General features: G+C 48.6%; 24 protein-coding genes. 17 read left to right on the top strand and 7 right to left on the bottom strand.

The features are described from left to right. Positions 1–96 precede the first annotated feature (96 nt). Positions 97–1,989, top strand: coding sequence for a potassium transporter Kup (locus K4H25_RS03560; protein WP_221022043.1), 1,893 nt, complete (start codon positions 97–99; stop codon positions 1,987–1,989). Positions 1,990–2,062: 73 nt separating this feature from the next. Here the strand turns inward: K4H25_RS03560 and K4H25_RS03565 are convergent, their stop codons facing one another. From K4H25_RS03565 to argB, 3 genes are all read right to left on the bottom strand, one after another. Next, complete coding sequence (locus tag K4H25_RS03565; RefSeq protein ID WP_221022044.1) at positions 2,063–2,683, bottom strand: pyrimidine 5'-nucleotidase; 621 nt, start codon at positions 2,681–2,683, stop codon at positions 2,063–2,065. Between the two features lie 63 nt (positions 2,684–2,746). Further along, positions 2,747–3,178, bottom strand: a complete 432-nt coding sequence (locus K4H25_RS03570) for a CBS domain-containing protein (RefSeq protein WP_221022045.1) — start codon at positions 3,176–3,178, stop codon at positions 2,747–2,749. 107 nt (positions 3,179–3,285) lie between these two features. Further along, complete coding sequence (argB, locus tag K4H25_RS03575; protein ID WP_182076263.1) at positions 3,286–4,164, bottom strand: acetylglutamate kinase; 879 nt, start codon at positions 4,162–4,164, stop codon at positions 3,286–3,288. A gap of 170 nt (positions 4,165–4,334) precedes the next feature. Between argB and K4H25_RS03580 the strand changes: the two genes are divergently transcribed. The 15 genes from K4H25_RS03580 to K4H25_RS03645 all read left to right on the top strand — a co-directional run bounded on the left by K4H25_RS03580 (position 4,335) and on the right by K4H25_RS03645 (position 21,809). Next, entirely contained in the window at positions 4,335–4,979 is a 645-nt protein-coding gene (locus tag K4H25_RS03580; protein ID WP_221022046.1) for a TetR/AcrR family transcriptional regulator, read from the top strand. Then, positions 4,972–6,057, top strand: a complete 1,086-nt coding sequence (locus K4H25_RS03585) for an efflux RND transporter periplasmic adaptor subunit (protein WP_221022047.1) — start codon at positions 4,972–4,974, stop codon at positions 6,055–6,057. The genes K4H25_RS03580 and K4H25_RS03585 overlap by 8 nt, the downstream gene beginning before the upstream one ends. Next, entirely contained in the window at positions 6,054–9,119 is a 3,066-nt protein-coding gene (locus K4H25_RS03590) for an efflux RND transporter permease subunit (protein ID WP_221022048.1), read from the top strand. The genes K4H25_RS03585 and K4H25_RS03590 overlap by 4 nt, the downstream gene beginning before the upstream one ends. 129 nt (positions 9,120–9,248) lie before the next feature. After that, entirely contained in the window at positions 9,249–10,577 is a 1,329-nt protein-coding gene (locus K4H25_RS03595) for a TolC family outer membrane protein (RefSeq protein WP_221022049.1), read from the top strand. A 93-nt stretch (positions 10,578–10,670) separates the two neighbouring features. Further along, complete coding sequence (locus K4H25_RS03600) at positions 10,671–10,988, top strand: H-NS histone family protein (protein WP_173533099.1); 318 nt, start codon at positions 10,671–10,673, stop codon at positions 10,986–10,988. A 102-nt stretch (positions 10,989–11,090) separates the two neighbouring features. Continuing rightward, a complete protein-coding gene (locus tag K4H25_RS03605) occupies positions 11,091–13,247 on the top strand; it encodes a UvrD-helicase domain-containing protein (RefSeq protein ID WP_221022050.1) in 2,157 nt (718 codons plus the stop codon). Between the two features lie 65 nt (positions 13,248–13,312). Continuing rightward, entirely contained in the window at positions 13,313–14,992 is a 1,680-nt protein-coding gene (locus K4H25_RS03610; protein ID WP_221022051.1) for a response regulator, read from the top strand. A 164-nt stretch (positions 14,993–15,156) separates the two neighbouring features. Next, positions 15,157–15,285 (top strand): hypothetical protein, encoded by a 129-nt coding sequence (locus K4H25_RS16895; RefSeq protein ID WP_255587982.1) that lies wholly within the window; start codon positions 15,157–15,159, stop codon positions 15,283–15,285. Continuing rightward, entirely contained in the window at positions 15,282–15,998 is a 717-nt protein-coding gene (locus tag K4H25_RS03615) for a metal ABC transporter ATP-binding protein (RefSeq protein ID WP_221022052.1), read from the top strand. The genes K4H25_RS16895 and K4H25_RS03615 overlap by 4 nt, the downstream gene beginning before the upstream one ends. Before the next feature lie 130 nt (positions 15,999–16,128). After that, a complete protein-coding gene (locus K4H25_RS03620; RefSeq protein WP_221022053.1) occupies positions 16,129–17,004 on the top strand; it encodes a metal ABC transporter permease in 876 nt (291 codons plus the stop codon). A 483-nt stretch (positions 17,005–17,487) separates the two neighbouring features. Beyond that, positions 17,488–18,363 carry a metal ABC transporter solute-binding protein, Zn/Mn family gene (locus tag K4H25_RS03625; RefSeq protein WP_221022054.1) on the top strand — a complete coding sequence of 292 codons (876 nt, stop codon included), beginning with the start codon at positions 17,488–17,490 and terminating at the stop codon, positions 18,361–18,363. A gap of 105 nt (positions 18,364–18,468) precedes the next feature. Further along, positions 18,469–19,548, top strand: coding sequence for an acyltransferase family protein (locus tag K4H25_RS03630; protein WP_221022055.1), 1,080 nt, complete (start codon positions 18,469–18,471; stop codon positions 19,546–19,548). A gap of 91 nt (positions 19,549–19,639) precedes the next feature. Beyond that, the gene (locus K4H25_RS03635; protein ID WP_221022056.1) at positions 19,640–20,095 is read left to right on the top strand and encodes an NUDIX hydrolase; all 456 of its coding nucleotides are present in this window, start codon (positions 19,640–19,642) and stop codon (positions 20,093–20,095) included. Further along, complete coding sequence (gene mnmA / locus K4H25_RS03640) at positions 20,092–21,255, top strand: tRNA 2-thiouridine(34) synthase MnmA (protein ID WP_221022057.1); 1,164 nt, start codon at positions 20,092–20,094, stop codon at positions 21,253–21,255. Before K4H25_RS03635 ends, mnmA begins: the two co-directional genes overlap by 4 nt. A gap of 83 nt (positions 21,256–21,338) precedes the next feature. Continuing rightward, the gene (locus K4H25_RS03645; RefSeq protein WP_221022058.1) at positions 21,339–21,809 is read left to right on the top strand and encodes a GNAT family N-acetyltransferase; all 471 of its coding nucleotides are present in this window, start codon (positions 21,339–21,341) and stop codon (positions 21,807–21,809) included. A gap of 336 nt (positions 21,810–22,145) precedes the next feature. Here the strand turns inward: K4H25_RS03645 and K4H25_RS03650 are convergent, their stop codons facing one another. The 4 genes from K4H25_RS03650 to grxC all read right to left on the bottom strand — a co-directional run bounded on the left by K4H25_RS03650 (position 22,146) and on the right by grxC (position 24,468). Next, complete coding sequence (locus K4H25_RS03650; protein ID WP_221022059.1) at positions 22,146–23,138, bottom strand: NAD(P)H-dependent glycerol-3-phosphate dehydrogenase; 993 nt, start codon at positions 23,136–23,138, stop codon at positions 22,146–22,148. 36 nt (positions 23,139–23,174) lie between these two features. Continuing rightward, positions 23,175–23,591 (bottom strand): SH3 domain-containing protein, encoded by a 417-nt coding sequence (locus K4H25_RS03655; RefSeq protein ID WP_221022060.1) that lies wholly within the window; start codon positions 23,589–23,591, stop codon positions 23,175–23,177. 40 nt (positions 23,592–23,631) lie between these two features. Then, complete coding sequence (gene secB / locus K4H25_RS03660; protein WP_173533111.1) at positions 23,632–24,111, bottom strand: protein-export chaperone SecB; 480 nt, start codon at positions 24,109–24,111, stop codon at positions 23,632–23,634. A gap of 102 nt (positions 24,112–24,213) precedes the next feature. Further along, positions 24,214–24,468 carry a glutaredoxin 3 gene (grxC, locus tag K4H25_RS03665; protein ID WP_173533112.1) on the bottom strand — a complete coding sequence of 85 codons (255 nt, stop codon included), beginning with the start codon at positions 24,466–24,468 and terminating at the stop codon, positions 24,214–24,216. A 280-nt stretch (positions 24,469–24,748) separates the two neighbouring features. Between grxC and K4H25_RS03670 the strand changes: the two genes are divergently transcribed. Further along, positions 24,749–24,973: a hypothetical protein gene (locus tag K4H25_RS03670; protein ID WP_221022061.1), complete on the top strand. Its 225-nt coding sequence runs from the start codon at positions 24,749–24,751 to the stop codon at positions 24,971–24,973. Positions 24,974–24,988: the final 15 nt, after the last annotated feature.

The following is a 24,988-nucleotide window of genomic DNA, read 5'->3' on the forward strand; positions in this document are numbered from 1 at the left end:
TGCTGCGTTGCCGCAACGATTGTCGTTTATTCATGCCCCTGCTGCGTATCACAGGACTATAATCCGCAACCTCTACTTGGTTTGATAGAAATACACATGTCGACTTCTCAAGCGCAGGATCCAAAAAAGCTAGCCGGACTAATCGTTGGTGCGATTGGTGTGGTCTATGGCGATATTGGTACTAGCCCGCTGTACACTCTGAAAGAATGCTTTAACGGCCATGTGGCTCTTGATTTAAATCCAGCGAATATTTTAGGGGTTTTATCGCTGATTTTTTGGAGCCTGATGATCGTCGTTTCGACCAAATACATCATGTTTATTATGCGTGCGGATAATCGAGGCGAAGGTGGTATTTTGGCTTTGATGGCCTTGGCGGCGCGTAATGCCACACCGGGTTCTCGCAAGGCCATGTGGATTACCATTATTGGTCTATTTGGCGCCGCTTTGTTTTATGGCGATTCGATTATTACCCCGGCGATTTCTGTGCTTTCGGCATTAGAAGGGATTAGCATTGTTTCGCACACCTTTGATCCTTATATTATTCCGATTGCCATTGTGGTGATGGTGGTGCTGTTTGGGATTCAAGCACGCGGTACGGCCAGTATGGGCAAGTTATTTGGCCCAATTACCATAGCTTGGTTTTTGGCATTGGCGGGCTTAGGCATTGCCCAAATTATTCAAGCGCCTGAAGTGTTAAAAGCGCTTAACCCCTTGTATGCGATTGAATTTTTTATCTCTAGTCCAAAAATTGCGTTTATTTTGCTTGGTGCAGTGGTGTTGGCTTTGACCGGGGCTGAGGCTTTATATGCCGATATGGGCCACTTTGGTCGTCCGGCGATTCGCTATGCGTGGTTTGGTTTGGTATTGCCCGCCTTGATGCTCAATTATTTAGGGCAGGGCGCGCTATTGTTGACCACCCCCGAAGCGATTAAAAATCCATTTTATATGATGGCGCCGGCGTGGATGGTGATGCCGCTGGTGGTATTGGCCACTTGTGCGTCGATTATTGCTTCGCAAGCGGTGATTTCTGGGGCGTATTCGGTCACTAGCCAAGCGATTCAGCTCGGCTTTGTACCAAGAATGGATATTCAGCATACGTCTGAGCGTGAAATTGGTCAGATTTATATGCCGGGGATTAATTGGTTCTTGTTAGCCTCGGTGATTTTATTGGTGATTGGTTTTAAAACATCGAGTAATTTGGCCGCCGCGTATGGTTTTGCCGTGACGTGCACCATGGTGATGACCACTTTACTGGCGTTTATGGTCTTGGGTCGTGGTTTGGCTGGTTGGAAAAAATATGGCTTATACGCGATGTTAAGCCTATTTTTAGTCGTCGATTTGGCCTTGTTTGCCTCAAACTCGCTCAAAATCCATGAGGGCGGCTGGTTCCCATTGGTGATTGGTTTGGTGGCCTTTATCTTGATGACGACTTGGAAGCGGGGTCGTAAGATGTTGTCGGCTAAATTGCTTGAAGGTGAAATGCCATTAAGCGGCTTTGTTGAAAGCCTTGAAGCGCACCCACCGCAGCGTGTCGAAGGGATTTCAATCTTTATGACCGCCAATACTGACACGGTGCCGCATGCTTTATTGCATAATTTAAAACACAATAAAGTGCTGCACGAGCAAGTGGTGTTCTTGACGGTGCAAACCAACGATATTCCTTATGTACCACTTAAAGAGCGAGTCACAGTGCGGCGATTGGGGGAAAGTTTTTACCAAATTGTGGCAACGTTTGGCTTTAAAGAAGAGCCCAATATTCCTGCAGTATTGTTGCAAGTAACACAGCTGCAGCCAGAATTGGTGTTTGATGAAATGAATACCTCGTTCTTCTTGTCGCGTGAAACGATTGTTGAAGCGAAATATCCATCAATGAGCTGGTGGCGTCGCCGCTTGTTTAGTTTGATGAGTCGCAATGCAACGCGGGTTACCAACTTCTTTAAAATCCCACCTAACCGTGTGGTTGAAATGGGGATGCAGGTAGAGCTATAGGTATATGACTCTAAGCATTATTAGTTAAGGGTTAGCGCCCTATACATCAACGCAGCCTCTGGGCTGCGTTTTTTTATAGCTGTTTCAGTTGGGTAATACAGCGATCGGCTGCAGGGTGATTTTTATTACCATGGCGCAACCAAATCGTTTGCATCCCTAATTTTTTGGCGGTGATCAGATTGTCGATACTGTCTTCAACCATGATGCAGTCGCTGGCTTTGAGTTTAAATTGGCGTAGCATTTGGTAATAAGCCTTGGGTATAGGCTTGGGGGTAAGATTGAGCGTATCGATGGCTGCTATACCTATGAAATATCGCTCAATATCGAGCGCCGCGAGCATGGCTCTGGCGTAGGCAATGGGGCCATTGGTAAATACAATCTTGTTGCCATTGAGTCTGGCCAGTGTGGATTTAAGCTGCGGCATCGGATGCACTTCACTCAGTAGCTGAGGTAAAGGATGGCAAGCCGCTAAAAAATGATGTGGGTTTAGATGCGTATGATGGCGAATCAAGCCCAATAAAGTCGCGCCATAGCGCCGCCAATAATCTTGGCGTAGCTGATTGGCGGCCGATTGCTGCAGTTGCAATTCATTTTGTAGCCAAGCCGTCATTGCCGAATCGATCACCGGAAATGCATGCTGGTTGGCATGATGCAGCGTATTGTCGAGATCAAAAATCCAAGTAGGTTGGGGCATAGCAAAGAAAATGGCCGATGAGATCGGCCATTGTGTCGAGTTTACTCAAGATAAACAATGTGTTTAGCTGTAAATATATTGCTCAAGTTGCTCGATCGCGAATTCTTGCTCGGCCATTTTTTCATGCACCAAATCACCAATCGACAACACGCCCAGTACCGTGTCGCCGTCGAGTACCGGTAAGTGACGGATGCGTTTTTCGGTCATGAGCCCCATACATTCATTGGTCGTGGCATTGGGCGGCACGCAAAGTAATTTATGCGTCATGATTTCTGAAACCGGTGTGTTGGATGAGGTTTTCCCCATTAAAACGACTTTGCGCGCGTAATCACGCTCGGAGAAAATCCCAACGAGTTTGTCGTTTTCCATCACTAAAATGGCACCGATATTGGCATCGGCCATCATTTGTAAGGCTTGATAGACTGTTGCGTTTGGAGAGACTGCGACGGTATCGTGTTTGTTTTTGGCGGCGAGCATTTGACGAGCGGTGGTCATTGTTAGTTTTCCCTTGGCTAAGCAGTGTTTTTACTGTAGCTGACAGGGTTTAACATGCAAGAAAAAAGGGCGACTAAAGTCGCCCTTTTTATCAACTTGATGCCGCCTTATTTGGCGCGAATCATCGTGCCAACGCCTTGCTCGGTCAGTACTTCAAGCAGTAAGGCATGTTTAACTCGGCCATCAATAATATGCACTGCATTGACGCCGCTTTTAGCCGCATCTAGTGCCGAAGCAATTTTTGGCAACATGCCGCCAGAGATGGTGCCGTCGGCAAATAATTCATCAATCCGACGCGCAGTGAGCTTGGTGAGTAAGTTACCTTCTTTATCCAAAACGCCGGGGGTATTGGTCATTAAGATGAGTTTTTCGGCTTTGAGCACTTCAGCCAATTTGCCAGCGACCAAATCGGCATTGATATTGAGGCTTTCGCCAGTGGCATCCACACCGATTGGCGCAATCACTGGAATAAAGTCGGCGGCGTCTAAATGCAGCACAATCGATGGGTCGATACTTTGAATTTCGCCAACTTGGCCGATATCGATATTGTTTTCGCCCATATTGTCTTTGAGCATCATTTTACGCGCGCGGATAAAGTGGCCGTCTTGACCTGTTAAACCGACCGCTTTACCACCGTGTTTATTAATCAGCGAAACGATTTCTTTATTCACATGGCCACCTAAGACCATTTCAACCACATCCATGGTTTCGGCATCGGTGACGCGCATGCCTTGGATGAATTCGCCTTTTTTGCCGATGCGATCGAGCAAATCATTAATTTGCGGGCCACCACCGTGAACTACCACTGGATTCATACCCACCAGCTTGAGCAACACCACATCCGATGCAAACCCATCTTTGAGCTCTTCATCAATCATTGCATTACCACCGTATTTAATCACGATGGTTTTATCTAAGAAGCGCTGAATATACGGCAGGGCTTCAGACAGAATTTCGGCTTTGATTTGTGGGGTTATTTCAGGCACGGCGGTCTCCAGGATAGGCGGGACTAAATTGCCGCGATTGTACCGTATTCGTCAGAAATCTGGGGGTGGATTGTGTTGCAAAATAAATACCAGATGAATCGCTTTGAATGATTGACGCTGAAATCGCGAGTGTAGATAATAAATGAACGTTCATTTATTAGCGAAATGTCATGTGCCCCATAAAGTGTTGGTCGCGGCGTAAAGAAGCCCGACCACAAGAAATCCTTGAGGCGGCTTTGTCCTTGTTTGTCGAAAAAGGCTATGCCGCTACCAAGATCGAAGACATTGCCCGTGCCGCAGGGGTGACCCGTGGTACGCCTTATTTGTACTTTGCCAATAAAGAAGAAATTTTTAAATCGGTGATTCGTTCTTTGCTGTTGCCGCAGCTGGCAATTGGCGCAACGCTATTACAAGACTGGCAAGGTAGTGCCCGTGACTTGCTGCAAGAGTTATTTCATTTGTGGTGGCGTAATGTGGGCGCAACATCGCTATCGGCACTGCCTAAGTTGATGATTGCAGAAGGGGGCAACTTCCCAGAAGTGATGCAACTTTACAATGAAGAAGTGACTGCACCGGGGCAAGCGATGTTGCGGCAGGTGCTGACTTTAGGCGTGGCGCGTGGTGAGTTTGTCATTAACGATATCGACTATGCCGCGCATATTTTATCTAGCCCGATGGTGATGGCGATGGTGTTGCAAAACACTCCTTTATATTGCTTACCCGCTGATTTTTCTGCCCAACGTTACGTGCAATGCACGGTGGATTTATTTTTAACCGGCCTTTTGGCCCGTCCTATGGATGCCTCTCATGCTTAATAAATGGTCAGTGACACTACTTGCCGCGATGGTCGTTTTAGCCGGTTGCAAATCAGAACAAAAACCGGTCGAAGAAATTCGCCCGGTGCGCACCATGGTGGTGGGTGGAGCCTTACCTGCTGCAGCTGAGGTGTATAGCGGCGAGGTGAAAGCGCAGCATGAAGTGCCGTTGGGATTTCGCATTCCCGGCAAAATTATTTCGCGCTCAGTGAGTGTGGGCGATATGGTGAAAAAAGGTCAGGTGTTAGCGCAACTGGATGCCGGCGATGTGGCGTTGAACGCCACGGCTGCGCGCGCGGCTTTATCTTCTGCGCAGGCGCAGTTAGCACAAGCCAAACTCGATTATCAGCGCTCACAAGATTTACACGCACAGAACTTTGTTAGCCAAGCCGAGGTAGATAAACGGCAAACGGCGCTGATTTCAGCGCAAAAACTCACTGAGCAAGCCAAGGCGCAAGTGGATTTGGCGAATAATCAGGCGAGTTACACTCAACTCACTGCCGATGGCGATGGCGTGATTACGCAAACCTTGGCTGAACCGGGCGCAGTGGTTTCTGCGGGACAATCGGTACTGATGTTGGCCAAAGCTGGGCAGTATGAGGCAGTGATTGATGTGCCAGAAAATCGCGTTCAAGCGTGGCAGCCAGGGCAAAAAGTGGCCGTGCAACTGTGGGCCGATGCCAATCGAGAGTTGGTTGGCACGGTGAGCGAAGTCGCCCCTGCGGCCGATAGTAAAACCCGAACGTTTCGCGTGAAGGTCGCGCTACCGGAAAAAAATTCAGCTGCACTGGGTATGACGATACAGGTAAGTCAGGTATTCGCTTCTAAAGAGATACCTAATGAAATATCTGTACCGATGTCGGCAATCTTTGGCAAAGAGCAAATGATGCGAGTGTGGTTAGTGGATGCTAAAAACACCGTGCATAGCCAAGCCATTACCGTGCTGGGTCATCAAGGCCAGCAAGTTAGAATTCAAGGGATTCCTGCTAAATCGGTGGTGGTGACTGCTGGTGTGCATTTATTGCGTGAAGGGCAAAAAATCAAAATCTTGCCAGCAGCGCAAGGAGCACAGCAATGAACGAACAACGGCAGTCGTTTAATTTATCCGCTTGGGCGCTCACGCATCAGTCTTTAGTACTGTATCTGATGGTGATCCTTTCTGTAGCAGGCATTCTGTCGTATACCCAGCTAGGGCAAAAAGAAGACCCAGAATTCACCTTTAAAGCGATGGTGGTGCGCAGTTTTTGGCCGGGTGCTTCCGCCGCTGAGGTTGAGCTGCAAGTCACTGATAAACTCGAAGAAGCACTGCAAGGTATTCCTGAGGTCGACTTTACCAAGAGCTACTCTCGCTCGGGAGAGGCTTTGATTACCGTGATGCTCAAAGAAAGCATTCGTGGCAAAGAAGTCAACGACGTGTGGTATCAAGTCCGTAAGCGCATTAACGACGCCAAGGGCAAAATGCCGCCTGGCGTGGTGGGGCCATTTTTTAATGATGAATTTGGTGAAACCTACGGTAGTTTGTATGCGTTTACTCGCGATGGTTTTAGCGATGCGGAGTTAAAAAAATACGTTGAGAGTGTCAGAACCGAGCTACTGCGGATTCCAGACATTAATAAAGCCACGTTGATTGCGCCACAAGACGAAAAAATTTACGTTGAATATCGCAGCGCCAAGTTGGCCACGCTCGGCATTACCCCGTTGCAAATTAATCAAGTGCTGGCCGCGACCAATACGGTGACGCCGGCAGGTGTGGTTGAAGGCAATGAAGAACGGGTGTTTTTACGGGTTAGTGGCGAGTTTGACGCCATCGCCGCGATTAAAGCCACGCCGATTACCGTCAATGGCAAAACTTTTCGCGTAAGCGATGTGGCTGATGTCTATCGCGCCTCGCTCAATCCTGCTGAAACACGAATGTATTACCAAGGGCAGCCCGCGATTGGTTTAGGTATTTCAATGCGTAAAGGCGGCAATGTGCTCAAAATGGGCGAGCAAATTGACGCTGTATTGCATAAAGCCAAGCAAAATTTACCGGTCGGCATCGAAATTCAAGCGGTTTCTGATCAGCCCGCCGTGGTGAAGTCGGCCGTGCATATCTTTATGAAATCCTTGCTTGAAGCTGTGGTGATTGTGCTAGCGGTAAGCTTTTTGGCGCTGGGATTTCGGATGGGGATTGTGGTGGCGCTGTCGATTCCGCTGGTGCTGGCTTTGACGTTTTTATGCATGAAAATCTTTAATTTGGAATTACAGCGCATCTCACTGGGGGCGCTGGTGATTGCACTCGGCTTGTTGGTCGACGACGCGATTATTGCGGTTGAAATGATGGCGTTGAAATTAGAACAAGGCTGGGATCGCTTTAGTGCAGCCACTTTTGCCTATAGCTCGACGGCGTTTCCAATGCTGACCGGTACTTTAATTACCGCAGCGGGGTTTTTGCCGGTCGGCCTGGCTAAATCGAATGCCGGTGAATATACCTTCTCGATTTTTGCTGTAGTGGGTATTGCATTGATTATGTCGTGGATTGTTGCGGTGCTGTTTACGCCGTATATGGGCTATCACTTGCTGCCAGAAAACCTTAAAGAGCATCCGCATGACGCGCATGGTGGCAAGTTTTACACCGCGTTTCGCCGCTGGGTGACGTGGTGCATTACTTGGCGTAAGACCACGATTGCGCTGACCTTGGGCGCGTTTGTGCTGTCGGTGATTTTATTTGCCATTGCCGTACCTAAGCAGTTTTTCCCAGCTTCAAGTCGGCCAGAGTTGATGGTGGATTTATGGCTGCCGTATACCGCGTCATTTAACGCCACCGAGCAAGAAGTCAAAAAAATCGAAGCGATTTTGATGAAGGATCCCGATGTCGCTAGCGTGACTAGCTATGTGGGCGTTGGCTCGCCGCGTTATTACATGCCGCTTGATGAGCAAATGCCCAACTTAAACTTTGGCCAGCTGACGGTAATGACCAAAGACGAGCACGTTCGCGAGAATGTGTATAAGCGCATCAAGCAGTTATTTGATACTGATTTTCCCAGTGTTCGTGGTCGAGTGACTCGCCTAGAAAATGGCCCGCCAGTGGGTTATCCGGTGCAGTTTCGGGTGATTGGTGCTGATCAGCACGAGCTGAAAAAAATTGCCAATGACGTTGCTAATCTCATGCGGCAAAATCCAAATCTGCGCCAAGTGCACACCGATTGGGGTGAGCAAGTTAAAGTACTGCGTTTGGACGTGGATCAAGATAAATTGCGTGCTGCCGGTTTAACGTCGCAGCAATTGGCACAATCATTACAAATGGCCGTCTCGGGCGTCACCGCAACGGCGCTGCGTGAAGATAACTTGCAGATTGAAGTCATTAGTCGTTTGGCGCCTGATGAGCGCACACGGCTCGATTATTTAGCCAACTTGCCTATTCCTCTGCCATCAGGGGTTAGCGTGCCCTTGTCGCAGCTGGCAAAAATCAAGTTGGAAAGCGAAGAGAGCATTATCTGGCATCGCAACCGCGTACCTGCTTTAACGGTGCGTGCCGATGTGATTGGTAAAGCCCAAGCGCCAGATGTTTCCAATGCCTTATGGCCAAAAATGCAAGAGATTCAAGCCAAATTACCGGTGGGTTACCATATCGAAGCGGGTGGCACGGTGGAAGCATCCAAAATATCACAGGACTCTATCGCAGCGGTGATGCCTTTAATGCTGATTGTGGTAATGACCTTATTGATGATTCAACTGCAAAGCATTCAAAGAATGATTATGGTGTTGCTGACCGCGCCATTGGGGATGATTGGGGTAACGATTGCTTTGTTATTATTCCAAGCGCCATTTGGTTTTGTCGCCACCTTGGGGGTGATTGCGTTATCGGGAATGATTATGCGCAATTCGGTGATTTTAATGGACCAGATTGAGCAAGATATCCATCACGGTAGTGCGCCATGGGATGCGGTGATTGATTCGGCCGTGCGCCGTTTTAGGCCGATTATGCTCACTGCGCTGGCGGCGATTTTGGCGATGATTCCACTGACGCGCGATACCTTTTGGGGGCCGATGGCGATTGCGATTATGGGCGGATTGTTTGTCGCCACGATTTTAACGCTGCTATTTTTACCTGCGCTCTATGCCGCGTGGTTTAAATTAAAGCCCGCGCAATCGGTATAAGGTCATCCAAAGTCGCACTTAAAACGTTATGTATTGCTGTACTCGTTTATTGCGCCGCGAAATAGTCTTTATCGCGGCGCAAACCCTGCGTTAACAGACCCTGTTTACGAATTGATAATTGGATTAAAAATGAAAAAAAACGTATTGATATTGAGCCTTGCTTTATTCAGTACGCCCAGTTTTGCCGCTGATTTATTGGCAGCTTGGCGGGCAGCTCAGCAATATGACCCGAGTTTTTCTGCCGCACGGTATGCGCAGATTGCGGGCAGTGAAAAAAAGCAGCAGGGCCAATCGTTATTGTTGCCAACAGTGACACTCGGCGCCAATGTAGCGCATTCGGATAATGAGTATTTACCCGGCAATGCCAATTCTAGCGTTTCAAGCAATCAGAGTGGCCATGGATATAACTATGGCGTCACGGCAATTCAGCCAATTTATCGTGTTGATGCGTTTGCTTCGGCAGATCAATTAAAAACCCAAGCTAAATTGGCTGATGTGGCATTTAAAGCGGCTGAGCAAGATCTGATTTTACGCGTGGCTAAAACGTATTTTGAGGTTTTAGCGGCCGATGAAAAAGTCGCTTTAGCGATGGCAGAAAAAAAAGCCATTGGTGAACAATTGGCATTTGCTAAAAAAGCCTTTGAAGTTGGCGTGGCCACCATTGCGGACACCGATGAAGCGCAAGCGAGTTATGACAGTATCTTGGCCGAAGAAGTCGTCGCAAAAAATGACTTGGTCGTAAAACAAAATGCATTTACTTTACTGACCGGTCTAAATGCCCAATCGATTGCGCGTTTACGCGAAAATATCGAGCCGACTTTAGCAGAGCCCAATGATATTTCGGTCTGGTTGAAAAAATCGAGTGATACCAGTTTGAATATTGGTAGCCAATTATTGCAATTAGATATAGCCAAGCGTGAAGTCGATAAATATCGATTTGAAAGCAGCCCGCAAGTTAATTTAGTCGCCAATTATGGACAAAATTGGGAAGCGAGCGGTATATCTCGATCTGGCGGCTTAGATCAAACCAACAAAGGCGCAATTACGTTACAGCTATCTATTCCACTATATACCGGTGGTCGTCGTTCATCTGAATTACGCGAAGCAGCAGCCAAAGAATCAGAAAAAAGACAAACATTAGAAGCGACTCGGCGTAGTACTGAACAATCAACCACGCAAGCATTTTTAGGGGTTAATGCCGGTGCAGCGCAAATTAATGCCTTAGAACAGGTATTAAAGTCGAGCCAGAGTTTATTAGCTTCAAGTAAATTAGGTCGTGATGTTGGCGTAAGAACAACAGTAGATGTTTTGAATGCAGAACAAAAACTTTATAATACGCGTTATGCATTAACCGTTGCCCGATATACCTATCTTTACACTAGATTGCAGCTCGCTGCCGTTGTTGGTGATTTAGATGAAAAACAACTGTATGCAGTAAATCAATGGTTGGTCCAATAAATATTGAATGCAATATTCGCCTTGAATTATTAGAATTGAGGCCGCATAATCAATTGGTATTGATCAAACATAGCATTATACGAGGAGTAACAAATGGATTTATCAACTTTAGGTTACCAAGAATTAGTTGAGTTACGTGCACAACTTGATGGTGAATTAGTTCGTCGTAAAGAACAAGAAAAAAGCCGTATTTTGAGCCAATTGCAAAGCGCAGCTGCGGCTAGCGGTTTTACTATTGCTGAATTATTGGGTGAAGTATCTGGCAAAAAAGGCGCTAAGAAAGCACCTGCAGCTGCTGCGTATATCAATCCAGCGGATGCAAGCCAAACTTGGTCTGGTCGCGGTCGTAAACCACAATGGGTTCACGATGCAATCGCTAATGGCGCAACATTGGATACATTAAAAATCTAAGTTTGATTTTTATGTGGAATAAATAAAAACAGGGTGCATAGTCGCCCTGTTTCTATTTCTAGCGTTGTAATTATTTACCATTGATTATTGTCGAGCCTAGTTATGTCCCATGCTTTAACTGCTAAATTAAATCCTCAACAAGCGGCCGCGGTTGAATTACCTGCTGAACACGCTTTAATTTTAGCTGGGGCAGGCAGTGGCAAAACCAGTGTATTAACCACAAGAATTGCATGGCTATTATCTACCGGACAAATAAGCCCTTCGGGTTTATTGGCGGTGACCTTTACCAATAAATCAGCCAAAGAAATGTTGTCGCGAATTACCGCTATGTTGCCACTCAATCCGCGTGGATTATGGGTAGGTACATTTCATGGTTTATGTAATCGAATGTTACGTTTACATCACCGTGATGCAGGACTGCCCGAGGCTTTTGCGATTTTGGATCAATCTGAGCAATTGGGCGCGATTAAGCGGGTATTAAAATTACTTGCCTTAGATGACGATAAATATCCTCCGCGTACCGTGCAGCATTATATCAATGGTCATAAAGAAAATGGTCGGCGTGCTGCTGACGTTGAGGCGTGGGATGATTATTCGCGCCAATTGAAATTGGCTTATGAAGAATACGAAAAACAATGCAATCGAGAAGGCGTGGCTGACTTTTCCGAGCTACTCCTTCGGTGCTATGAATTACTGTCGTATAAACCTGAAATTCGAGCGCATTACCAACAGCGGTTTTCGCATATTTTAGTCGATGAGTTTCAAGACACCAATCGATTGCAATATGCTTGGCTTAAATTATTAGCTGGGAATAATTCGGCTATTTTTGCGGTTGGCGATGATGATCAATCTATTTACGCATTTCGCGGTGCGAATGTGGGCAATATGATTGATTTTCAATCTGATTTTTTAGTGAAGCATGTGATTCGTTTAGAGCAAAACTATCGCAGTCACGGCAATATTCTTGACGCTGCCAATGCAGTGATTAGCCATAATACCCAGCGCTTAGGGAAAGAATTATGGACTCAGGCTAGTGCCGGGGAATTGATTCGCGTTTTTGAGGCCAGCTCTGATTTTGAAGAAGCGCAATTTATTGTAGAAGAAGCGCAAGCTTTAATTCGCGATGGCATGGCGGCGAGTGAAATTGCGATTTTATATCGCAGTAATGCGCAATCTCGGATTATTGAGCATGCGCTGTTTTCTGCAGGGGTGGCTTATCGAGTTTATGGCGGTTTACGCTTTTTCGAGCGCCAAGAAATCAAGCATGCTTTGGCGTATTTGCGCTTAATGGCCAATCCTAGCGACGATAATGCCTTGCTGCGAGTGATTAATTTCCCAACTCGCGGTATTGGCGCACGCAGCGTTGAGTCATTGATTGAGAAAGCGCGCTTAGAAGGTTGCTCACTGTGGCAGGCCGCGTGCATGGGCGCTTCTGGACGTGGTGCGGCGGCCTTGGGGCAGTTTGTTCAAATCATTGATGGCCTGCAAAATCGGATGGCGGGTTTGGCAATGACCGACGTAGTGCGGATCATGCTTGAGTTGTCTGGCCTGCTGGTGCATTACCAAAAAGACAAAGATGGCGAAGAGCGGGTTGCCAACTTGGAAGAGCTGGTGAATGCGGCGGCGACGTTTATTAGTGAAGATGAAAACAATCTGATTGCCTTTTTATCGCACGCTAGTTTAGAAGCGGGCGACCATCAAGCGGGAGCGCATGAAGACGCGCTGCAATTGATGACGGTGCATGCGGCCAAAGGCTTGGAATTTAACGCGGTGTTTTTGTCTGGCCTTGAAGAAGGCTTGTTTCCGCATGAAAACAGCAGTAAAGATCAAGCGAGTGTCGAAGAAGAGCGGCGCTTAATGTATGTGGCGATTACTCGCGCTCGCCAGCGTTTGTATCTGACGTTGGCGCAAAGCCGCATGCTACATGGGCAAACGCGCTATGGTGTTGCGAGCCGCTTTTTAGATGAGATTCCACAGCCTTTATTAAAATATTTAAATCGCGGCTATGCACCGAGTAGCTATAGTTCGGCTGCGCCAAGTAGTTTTAACTCGGTAGCGGTAGCAAAACCAGTCGCGGCGCCTAAAAAATCCACGCCGGAGCATGGCTTGGCAATTGGTTGCAAGGTGGAGCACCCTAAATTTGGCCTTGGCGTGGTCACTGACCATGAAGGCGGGGCGACAGGGAATGTGCAGGTGAACTTTGCCCAGCATGGCAGTAAATGGTTGGCGGTCGCCTACGCAAAATTGAAAGTCGTTTGATGGTATTGGGCTGCAGCCGCTGCCTGGTAAGTGATACCTACAAATACCTACCATAAAGAGTCAGCATGAGCAAAGTTCGTCCTTATTCGTTTACTCAGCGAGCGGCGATCGAAGAGCCTGCGGCGAAGTCGGCTGTTCGTGATTTTTCGCAATATAAAATTTTAGTGATTGATCATGTCAGCGCAATGCGGATGACGCTGGGCATGATGCTCGGGCAATTTGGTGCCAAAGAGATTGAATACGCTAGCCGCAGCGATGAGGCATTAGCGCAAATGCGCCGCTGTGCTTACGATATTATTTTGTGTGCTTATGATTTGGGCCATGGCTTTGATGGCCTGTATGTGTTTGAAGCGGCGCGTCGCTATGGCGCGTTAAAAGCCAGTAGTGTGTTTATCTTGCTCACCGCCGAGCGGCAAAGTGGCAAAGTGATTGGCGCGGCTGAATTAGCCCCTGATGCGATTTTGCTTAAGCCCTTTACCGGGGAAGTGCTCTACGCACGGATTGAGCGCGCTTTGAATAAAAAATCAGCGTTTCAGCCAATTGATGCCGCGTATATTGCCAATGATTTTTTACGTGCAATTCAATTGTGTGAGGTGGCAAGCAAAGACAACCCAGCTCAAGCGGTCGATTTTTTGCGAATGAAGATTCATCTTTTATTGCGGATTGGCGATTGGAAAACTGCACGCGATGTCGCGCGAACCGAGCTGGTTGAGCAAGATTGGCCTTGGCTTAAAATGGCCTTGGGCAAAGCGCTGTTACAGTTGAAAGAATATACTGAGGCGCAGCAGATTTTTCAGCAGTTGATCAATCAATATCCGCTCATTTTGGCGGCCTACGATGGCTTGGCGCAAACTTTTAGTGCCACACATGATTTGGCCGCCGCCAAACAAACCTTGCAAGCGGCTTGTGAGCGCTCGCCGATGCTGGCGCGGCGACGAGAGCTGGGTGAAGTGGCAATTGCCACCGAAGATTGGTCCTTGGCCGAGAGTGCATTGAGCGACAGTATACGGATGGCCCGCTTTTCATTTGTGCCGCAGGTGAGCGATTACGCGGCGCTGGCCGAAGTTCAGCTACGGCGTGGCGATGTTGCTGCCGCACGGCAAACCGCTGGACAAATTCGCCAAGACTTTCCTCGCAGCGATGATCGCATTTTGGCCGATGTATTGGAATCGAACGTCGCATTAAAGCTGGGCGACACCACTAAAGCCCGCGCTTTGCTCGATGCGGCACTCAAGGCTGCCAGCAGTGCGCCTTCTGCGACGCTAGGCTTGGCTTTGGCGCAGTCTTGCTTGGGGCTTAATCGTATGGCCGAGGCGCAAACATTAACCCGTGCCGTACTGCAAAATCGCCATGATGACCCCAAGCTTGCAGCGCAAGTGGCGCGGGTATTTAAATCGCAAGGCCAAGAAGCCGAGGCGCTGCGTTTAATCGAAGCCACGGCGGCAGATATTGTGCAACTGAATAATGAAGCGGTGGCCTTGGCGCAAGCGGGTGATTTAACTGCAGCGGCCGAGCGATTTTTAGCCGCCTTGCAAGACATGCCAAATAATTTGCAAATTTTGCTTAATACCGTCAATACCTTATTGGCCTTGGTCAATCAGCTGGGCGGTCACGCAGGCTATTTGCAGCAAGCGGGGGATTTATTAACTCGCGTTCAGGCCTTAGATCCCACCTCGGGGCGTGCGCTGCAATTGGCCGAGATTTATCGCAAAACCCAGCGGCGATTTGCATTGAGCGCGATTTAAGTCTTACCTGCTTGAGCGGCGATTTTGGCACGCACTCAAAGCGAGAAGGCCACGGTAGCGTGGCTTTTTTCTTATCTCCAAATGCAACTGACTTGCACCAAGAGCGGTTTTTTGTATATCCTTGCCGCTAATTGCAGCGACTTTGGCCTGCGTGGAGTGGTGTTTTGAAGCGTTTGTTGTCTCGATTTAATCTATTTGGCTTTTTTGCCATGGCCGGTTGGCAGCGATTATTGTGTATCGCGCCGCTATTGGCTGCGTTGTGGGCGTTTACTTTTTGGGCGATGCAATCGTGATCGAAGTTGAACACCTGACTTTATGCTATCGCGATCGCGCGGCAGTGCATGCGCTAACGGGCCGTTTTGTCGCAGGCAGCCATACCGCGGTGGTTGGCCCCAATGGCGCCGGTAAGTCAACGCTCTTGGCGGCGTTAGCTGGCGTTAAGCAGCCTGATGAGGGGCATATTCATCGGCATGGCGCGATTGCGTATTTGGCGCAATTGTCGACGTTGGACAAACAGTTTCCACTCACTGTGCGCGAATTGGCTTTGGCGGGAACATGGCAGCGGCGTGGCGCATGGCGTGGTTTATCCAAAGCCGATTGCTTGCGCGCCGATGCAGCGTTGGATCGGGTGGGTTTGAGTGATTTTACTCAAGCACCGATTAGTAATTTGTCCGGTGGGCAATTGCAGCGCGCTCGTTTTGCCCGCTTGATTGTTGAAGACGCTGATGTTTTGCTGCTTGATGAGCCTTTTGCCAATGTGGATACCGAAACCATCGCCAATTTATTGGCAGTGCAAGACGATTGGCATCGGGCCGGAAAAACGCAAATTACCGTATTGCACGATATGAGCCAAGTTCGCGCGCACTATCCACAAACCTTATTATTGGCGCAATCAGCTTTGGCTTGGGGCGATACCCCAGAAGTGTTAACGCCGGAAAATCTACAAGAAGCCAATCGCCGCGCGCAACATTGGCGCAATGACGCGACATGGTGCCAAGAGTGTTAAATCAAAAACTTTCACCACAGATGCACAAAGGCACAGAGACCCGCACTGAGCTTAAGTCCCTAACTCGTGCGGCTGTTGTTTTTCCTCTGTGTCTCTGCGCCTTTGTGGTCGCTTTTAAAATGGGCGAGTCATGCTAATCCCCAATATTGAATTATTTAACGCCCTGGGCGAATTTGCTTTTATGCGCCGCGCCTTGGTGGGTAGTTTGGCTTTGGCAGTGGGTTGTGCGCCAGTGGGGGTATTGCTCTTACTGCGGCGGATGTCCTTGTTTGGCGACGCACTCTCCCATGCTGTATTGCCTGGTGCGGCGATTGGCTTTTTGCTTGGCGGCTTGTCTTTGCCATGGTTGGCGGGCGGCGGTTTGGTGGCTGGCCTGTTGGTGGCGCTGGCTGCAGGCTTTGCGGCGCGCAAAACGCGGCTCAATGAAGACGCAAGTTTTGCGGGATTTTATTTGCTGGCCTTAGCCATTGGCGTACTGATCGTCTCGAAATGGGGCAGTAGCGTCGATTTGATTCATTTGCTATTTGGCTCGGTACTGGCAATTGATGATCCATCGCTGTTGATTGTCAGTTCAGTGGCGTCGATTACCTTGATTTGGCTGGCGCTGGAATATCGCGGCATTGTGCTCGAATGCGCTGATTCGGGTTTTATTGCGGCGACCACCGGTAATGGGGCGCGGTTTCATATTGGTTTTGTCATTATCGCGGTATTGAATTTTGTCGCGGCGTTTCAAGCCATGGGTACCTTAATGGCGGTGGGCTTGATGATGTTACCTGCAGCAACGGCGCGGTTGTGGGCTGAGCGCTTGTCGATGCTGTTTGTGGCGGCATGGATTGTGGCCCTCGCATCGTGCCTATTTGGCTTGATGGCGTCGTATCAATGGGATTTACCTTCGGGGCCGGCGATTGTGCTGGTGGCGGGCGGTTTGTATTGTTTTTCTTTAGTCTTCGCGCCATTTGGTTTGTGGGCGCAGCGCCGCAAAGCGCGCCGTCATCATGCGATTTAATGGCAATTCAATACGAATGAAGCTCGATGTGCAGGTATAGCGCGATAAGCTTATTTGGCTAAGCGCTTGCTGCATATACATCGAGTTTTTTGGTGATATTCAGTTTTTGTGTTGATGCTGTGCCGCGCTCGTTGAGCTGGGGCTTAAAATCCCGTCCAAGCGCACCGAGTGAGGAGGGAGACAAACGGTTTTATCGTTTGGCTCACGACAATCGAGGGAACAGCGGAGCTGGGCGCGCTCGGGTCGCCTTTCTTTTCCCCCATTTTCTTTGGCGAGTCAAAGAAAATGGGGTCCCCGTCGCGGACTGCGACTGTAAAACAATGTGCCGTAGGCACATAAAATCATCAACATCTAATCTGAACACCACCAGTTTTTATGGTGTCGCCATCGGCGGCACTCGTTTCAAGTTCAAAATGCAGCACTTTGATGTGCTTTGTTGCTTAACGTAGGTGTCTATGGACACACAGATTAAATGGGAATGTTATGCGCTCAATATTTGCTGTGATGTGTTTGCTGCTGAGCTCGTTCAGCTTTGCCGCGCCACTAAAGGTCGTTGCCAGCTTTAGTATTTTGGGCAATCTAGTGCAAGAAGTCGGTGGGGATCACGTACAAGTGAATACGCTAGTGGGGCCGGGCGAGGACGCGCATGTGTGGCAGGCTAAACCCGCCGATCTCAAAAAACTGTCGGGCGCTTCGCTGTTTTTTGTTAATGGGCTGGGTTATGAAGGCTGGCTGAAACGCGTCGAACAAGCCGCCGCCTACAAAGGCAAAGTGATTACGGTGACCCAAGGCCTAAAGCCTTTGGCATTGGATGATGATCATGGGCACAGCCATGGCAAAGTGGATCCGCATGCTTGGCATGATCCGCGTGCGGTGTTGTTGATGGTTGATCAAATTAGCGCGGCTTTGCAAGCGGCCGACGCTAGCCATGCGGCAGCTTATCAAGCCAATGCTGCGGCGTTTAAAGCCAAAATCACGCAGTTGGATCAACGCACTGCAGCGGCTTTTGCCGCAATTGCAAGTAGCAAAAAGAAAGTGGTCACCTCCCACGATGCCTTGGGCTATTTAGGCCATCGTTATGCGATTGAGTTTTTCCCATTGCAAGGCATCTCGACCGAAGCCGAACCGAGCGCCAAAGAAATGGCGCGCTTAATTCGCGAAATGCGTAAAAGCCAAATCAAAGCGGTGTTTGCTGAAAATATCAGCAATCCAAAATTGATTGACCAAATCGCCCGCGAAACCGGCGCTAAAGTCGGGCCGGCGATTTACTCCGATGCCTTGGCTAAACAAGCGCCTGCCAATAGTTGGTTGGGCTTATTTGAATACAATACCCAAGCTATTTTGCGCGCTTTACAGTAAGCTGCGGCGCTGATCGCGGTGCAAGGCGCGGGTTTGATTGAAGCGCGCTGACTTGTTTTTTTAATGCTAACGCCGGCTATTGCCGGCGATTTTTTGTGTAATCGTATGATGCATCCCAGCCCTAGGCATAAACATCGTTTCATTGTTTTAGATAGCTTTCGTGGCCTTTGTGCCTTGAGTGTCGTCGTGTTTCATCTGCATTTATGGCAAGGCTTTAGCGAATGGGATTTTTTTCGCTCGGCCGGCTTAATGGTGGAGTTTTTCTTTACGCTCAGTGGTTTTGTGCTGGCCTATCGCTATCAGCAAGAAGCGATGAATGGTCGTGGGTTTGCCCGCTATATGGTGAGCCGATTTTTTCGGATTTATCCGCTGCATCTGGTGATGTTGCTGCTGTTTACGGTATTGCTATTTCTGCAAGTGGGCAGCAACGCATGGACGATGAGTGGGCAGTGGCTGTATCAAATTGTTTTGCTGCAAGCTTGGCTGCCAGCGGCAGACCCGTTTGCCTTTAATGGCCCGGCATGGAGTATCAGCGTGGAGTTCTATCTCTATGTGCTGTTCGGGCTGATACTCTGGGCTAGCTGTCGTTTTCAGCGTTGGGCGTTTGCGCTGGTGCTGCTTGGCTGCTCGGCGTGTGTGTACTGGCAAGCCGATTTTGTTGGCAGCGGCGGGTTTCGGGGCATCACGTGTTTTTTCTTAGGCGCTTTGGCGTATCACGGCTTTGATGTGATCCATCGCTGGCATATTGGCCGCGTTCTCGGCAGTATTATTGAGGTATTGCTCTTGATCGCTTTGTATGTGGTGATTACAGCGCAATACCCAATGAAGAGCTTTTTTGCCGCTTGGGCATTTGCTGTGGCGATCATCGGGTTTGCGTTTGAAAGCGGCATGATTTCTCGCGTCCTGCGGCAAGCGTGGTGGGTGAATCTGGGTAAATGGTCGTTTTCAATTTACCTCACACATTACGCCGTGGTGCATTTGATTCAAGCCGGATTTGAAGCCTTTCTCCCGCAATGGCTTCGCGTGGGTAATGGCTTGGTGTATCTCAGTAGTGGTAGTGCTTGGGGCGATAATTTAATCGGTTTGTCGATTTTGGCCTTGGTGTTATGGCTGTCACGCTGGAGTTATCAGGCGATTGAATTACGCGGTATTCGTTGGGGCAAGCAAGTTTTGGCACGCGCTTAAACCACTTGTGTAATGCGACCGATAGTCGCTTACCCCGTCGATGGCGGGCTTCAGGTAAAATCGAACATTATTTGACGTGAACAAGACAGCCATGTGGAAACCCAATGCCACCGTTTGCGCGGTGATCGAAAAAGACGGTCGATTTTTACTGGTTGAAGAGCGCATTGAGGGTGAGTTAAAACTCAATCAACCGGCAGGCCATATTGAATTTGGCGAATCAATCGTCGCCGCTTGCCAGCGTGAAACGCGTGAAGAAACCGCGTATGCATTCACGCCAACGGCGTTTCAGGGGCTCTATCAATGGACGGTGCCGGGTAGTGAGCGAACCTATTTGCGCTTTGCTTTTACTGGTTTGTTGGGTGAATGCGATTACACGCTGTCGCTCGATGACGGCATTGAAGCGGCGGTATGGTTAACGCGCGACGAGATTGTGGCGCGAGCCGATCAGCACCGCAGCCCTTTATTATTGGCGTGTGTTGACGATTATTTGGCGGGACAGTCGTACCCGCTGGCGGTACTGAAAGATTTTGATAGGTTAGCGAAATGACAAAAATTGTGATTGGATTGTCCGGCGGCGTGGATTCGTCGGTAGCGGCGCATTTACTCAAAGCGGCGGGGCATGAAGTGCACGGCGTGTTTATGCAAAACTGGGAAGACGACAATAGCGACGAATATTGCTCGATTAAAGAAGACAGCATGGATGCGATTGCGGTGGCCGATTTGCTCGGCATCGACATTGAGCTAGTCAATTTTGCGACTGAATATAAAGACCGCGTATTCGCGCATTTCTTGGCCGAATACGCCGCTGGCCGCACGCCAAATCCAGATATTTTGTGTAATAGCGAAATCAAATTCAAATCGTTTTTGGAATTTGCGATTAAGCTCGGCGGCGCAAAATTGGCAACGGGCCATTACGCTAAAACACGTTTACGTGCCGACGGCCGTACCGAAATGCTGCGCGCAGCCGATCAAAGCAAAGATCAAACGTATTTCCTGTATCGCCTAAGCCAAGAGCAGATCTCGCATGCGGTGTTCCCGCTGGGTGATTTGCAAAAAACCGAAGTCCGTGTGATTGCTGAGCAAATTAATTTGCCGAACGCCAAGAAAAAAGATTCTACCGGTATTTGCTTTATCGGCGAGCGGCCATTCCGTGAGTTTCTCAATCGTTACCTGCCAAAAACACCGGGCAAAATGGTCACGCCGGAAGGTAAAGTGATGGGCGAGCATCAAGGCTTGATGTACCACACGCTCGGCCAGCGTGGTGGCCTTGGTATTGGCGGTACCAAAGGCAATACCGAGCCGTGGTTTGTCGCTGGCAAAAATCTCGAGACCAATGAGCTACTGGTGGTGCAGGGTCACGATCATCCGTTGCTTCTCAATACCACGATGATCGCCAAAGACTGCTCATGGATTTTGGGCGAAACCCCGCTTGAGGGGCGTTACACCGCCAAAACCCGTTATCGCCAACAAGACGCGGCATGTACCTTGAGCTACGTCGACGGCGGAGTGAAACTGGTGTTCGACGAACCCCAATGGGCGATGACGCCGGGGCAGTCGATGGTGCTGTATAAGGATGAGGTTTGCTTGGGGGGGGTATTATTCAGTAAGCACGGCTGCGCATCCCGTGATAGCGGGCCGGGCGGTGCGCGAAATCCTCATGGACTCAAGTACATTTCGGGCTCGAAAGCTTCGATCTCCCTACTCTGACGGGAGCGCGCTCGTTTTTTAGGTTTTTATATTTCGCGTTGGCATGGTTAGAGTTCGGTCAGAAAGTAGCAACAAGGAAATGAATGAAAGTTCGAAGATTCCAAGTTGGGGATGAGATTGCTTTATATCTTGTTTTTTTATCAGCAGTGCATGAAGTGGCTTCACGCGACTATTCGCGAGAACAAATTCAAGCTTGGGCTCCAGCAGAGATTGACCTCGACCTATGGGCAGATCGTATCCAAGCTTTACAGCCATTTGTTGCTGAAATTGATAATGAAATAGCTGGGTATGCAGACCTCCAGCCTAGTGGTTATATCGACCATTTCTACGTATCAGGGAAATATGCTCGAAAAGGCGTTGGAAGCTTATTAATGAATCGTATTCATGAAGAGGCAAAGCGACTCGGTGTTAGTGAATTAACGTCAGACGTGAGCAAAACAGCAGAGCCTTTTTTCGTTTTTTATGGCTTTCACGTGGAAGAGCGAAGACACCCAATCTGTCGTGGTGTGACTCTGCATAATGCAAGAATGCGTAAAAAAATGGCTGCTTGTTAACGACAGCCTAGCATCGTAGCTCCGATTAGCGAAGCGTAATCGGAGGAATGTCATGCGTACGATTACGCTTCGCTAAATCGTACCTACTTGTTGCTACTTTATGAATTTTTCACTTCTCGCATTAAAAAAGCCACTCAATCGAGCATCGTAGCTCCGATTAGCGAAGCGTAATCGGAGGAATGTCATGTGTACGATTACGCTTCGCTAAATCGTACCTACTTGTTGCTATTTTATGAATTTTTCACTTCTCGCATTAAAAAAGCCACTCAATCGAGTGGCTTTTTTGTGGGTATTACTATGTAGGCGTTATCTATGAACGACTAGCATTAAATACCTCTATTGCAGCGTTTCCATTTTCGGGCTGCGGCCCATTAGGTCGGTGATGATTTCGCTGACCGGAACGTTTTCAAACAGCACTTGGCAAACGGCGCGGCTGATTGGCATTTCGATATTCAGCGCGGCAGCTTGGCTCACCACTTCACGCGCAGTCGGTACGCCTTCGGCGACGTGGCCGAGGTTTTTTAACACTTCGTCTAAATTCAAACCTTGCGCCAGCAACAGGCCAACTCGGCGGTTGCGCGATAAATCACCCGTTGCGGTGAGCATCAAGTCGCCAATCCCCGCCAAACCCATCATCGTTTCGGCTTTGCCACCGAGCGCAGTTGAAAAACGCGCCATTTCAGCCAGACCACGAGTGAGTAATGCGGCGCGTGCATTCAGGCCAAGGTTCAAGCCATCGGCAACGCCAGCGGCAATCGCCATCACGTTTTTGACTGCTGCACCGATTTCAACGCCGATTAAATCGTCGCTGGCATAGAGACGCAACACGTTCGTATTCAAATCTTGCACTACTTGCTGAGCAAAAGCGGCGTCGCTCGATGCGATGGTCACGGCAGCGGGTAGGCCTTTGGCGACTTCTTGTGCAAAACTAGGACCAGATAACATGCCACGTGGGATTGCATCGTCCATTTCTTCGAGCGCGACTTGATGCGGTAATTTCATCGTGCCGGCTTCAAGGCCTTTACACGCCCATAGCACTGGCGCAGTGCTGCCAAGTTCGCGTAGCGCTTTCAGCGTATTGCGCAATCCAGACATCGGCGTCACGATCAGGATCAAGCCCGCATCCGCAACGGCGTCAGCAAGTGTTGCGGTCACGCTAAGATTGTCAGGAAAGGGTGCATTGGCGAGGTAGCGCTGATTGCAGCGTTCTGCCTGCATGTGTGTTACTTGTTCGGCCTCACGCGACCACAGGCTGACGGTTTGGCGGTCAGCAAATCGAATGGCAAGGGCGGTGCCCCAAGCGCCAGCGCCTAAAACAGCTAGTTTCAATGGGTATTCCTCTTGATTGCGCGGAGAATCGACGCCTTAAGCGCCCCAAACATCTTCAATACGAATGAAGCCAATTGGACCGTCGCGATGTTTGACTTTAAGCCAGCCTGAGCCCGCAGAGTCGAGTAGTTCAAGTAGCACATTACGTTCTACTTTATAGATGGTCGCCGATGATTTATTCGCCGCTTGGTGCACGGCACTCGGACGGCTGACTTGTAGGTAGCGACGTGTGAGTACGTCGGATTTTTTAATCCAGCTCAGCGTGCCATCACGATCACGAACGCGAATCCAGTCGCCTTGCTCGCTGAGCATTTCGAGAGGAATGTTGGCACTGAGAATAAAGCGTTTGCTGGCCGTGTCGGCAGGGGCATCATAAACAATGACGCCGTGGCGTGCGGTTGAGCGGTAATCAACCGCCTGAGCACCACTTGCCAAAACGGCAAGTAGGCTCATGACGCACACTCGATTTAATAACGCTGATCGCGTTATTAAATTAATGTGTGATTTGTTCATTGGCTTCTTGTGCTGCGGCTTCAGCTTGTTGGCGTTGTTGCATATAAATGCCTTCAAAGTTGATTGGCTGCAAGAGCAGTGGTGGGAAGCCTGCGCGAGTCGTTAAGTCAGAAACGGCTTCACGTAGGTAAGGGAATAAAATACTTGGGCAGCCAATGCCGAGCAGTGGGTCAAGTTCAGTTTCTGGCACGTTTTCAATTTGGAATAAACCAGCTTGAGTAATTTCAACCAAGAAAATAGTCCGATCTTCAGCAGTTGCAGTGGCAGTCACTGTTAAGCTGGCTTCGAAAAAACCATTGTCAAAGCTACGCGCTTGATTGCGGAACTGAATGTTAAATTCTGGCTGTTCTTGTTCCATAAATGCATTTGGTGCACTTGGAGATTCAAGCGAGATATCTTTTACATAGAGTTTTTGTACGGCAAAAATCGGTTGTTGTACTTCTTGAGTTTCTTCGCTCATGATCATCCCTTAAAAACGGTTGTGTATATATAAAACTGAATTTTACGATGCTTCAATGGAAATCATCGCATAGTTTGCGATGTCGATGCCATCGAGACGATACTATTTATTCAGTAATGGGTCGAGTTTACCGGCGCGATCCAGCGCAGCGAGGTCATCAAAGCCACCCACATGAAAATCGTCGATATAAATTTGCGGTACAGTGCGCTGACCACGCTCTACCATGACTTGTCTTTGGCTCGGATCGAGATCGACTCGGATTTTAACTAAATCAGTAATCCCTTTGTGTTGCAATAAGCGCTCAGCACGGTCGCAGTATGGGCAAGTACCCGTGCTATACATTGTTACTTTCGCCATCTATTTATTCCTCATACGGTATATCGTGATTTAATCTTGTTAAGAACATAGGGGCAAATGAGGAGGAAACAAGATCTAGGATTGTTTTTTCATGATTGAGAGGGGTGAATATGGTTCCTATGGCTTTAAATTTTATGTCATTGGAATTGTTATGATGGTTTATTGGATAATATACGAGCATTTGAATTTAATAAGATAACTATCTTAGTTTTAAATCGATAAAATGTTTTAAATTAGATCGTATGTAATTCAACAACTTAGCGTTTTACTGGCGTTTTGTTTGCAGCAAGGTGTTGACGTGATCGCAGGGCTGCCGTATATTTCGGCCTCTCTGCTGCTGACACAGCAAACGAAACAAGCGGTTTTCCAGCTGGTTTCAGTGTCTAAGCCACTGATCTTTAACAAAATACAGCCGATGAGTGTGAGTGCTTGGTTTGCCAGTCAAACAAGTGCTTACACTCAAGATATAAAAGAAATCTTGGTTTCTAACCAAGTGTTTCTTTGAGTAATGAGTACTAAG

This window comes from Deefgea piscis (genome assembly GCF_019665785.1).
Lineage (GTDB): Bacteria > Pseudomonadota > Gammaproteobacteria > Burkholderiales > Chitinibacteraceae > Deefgea.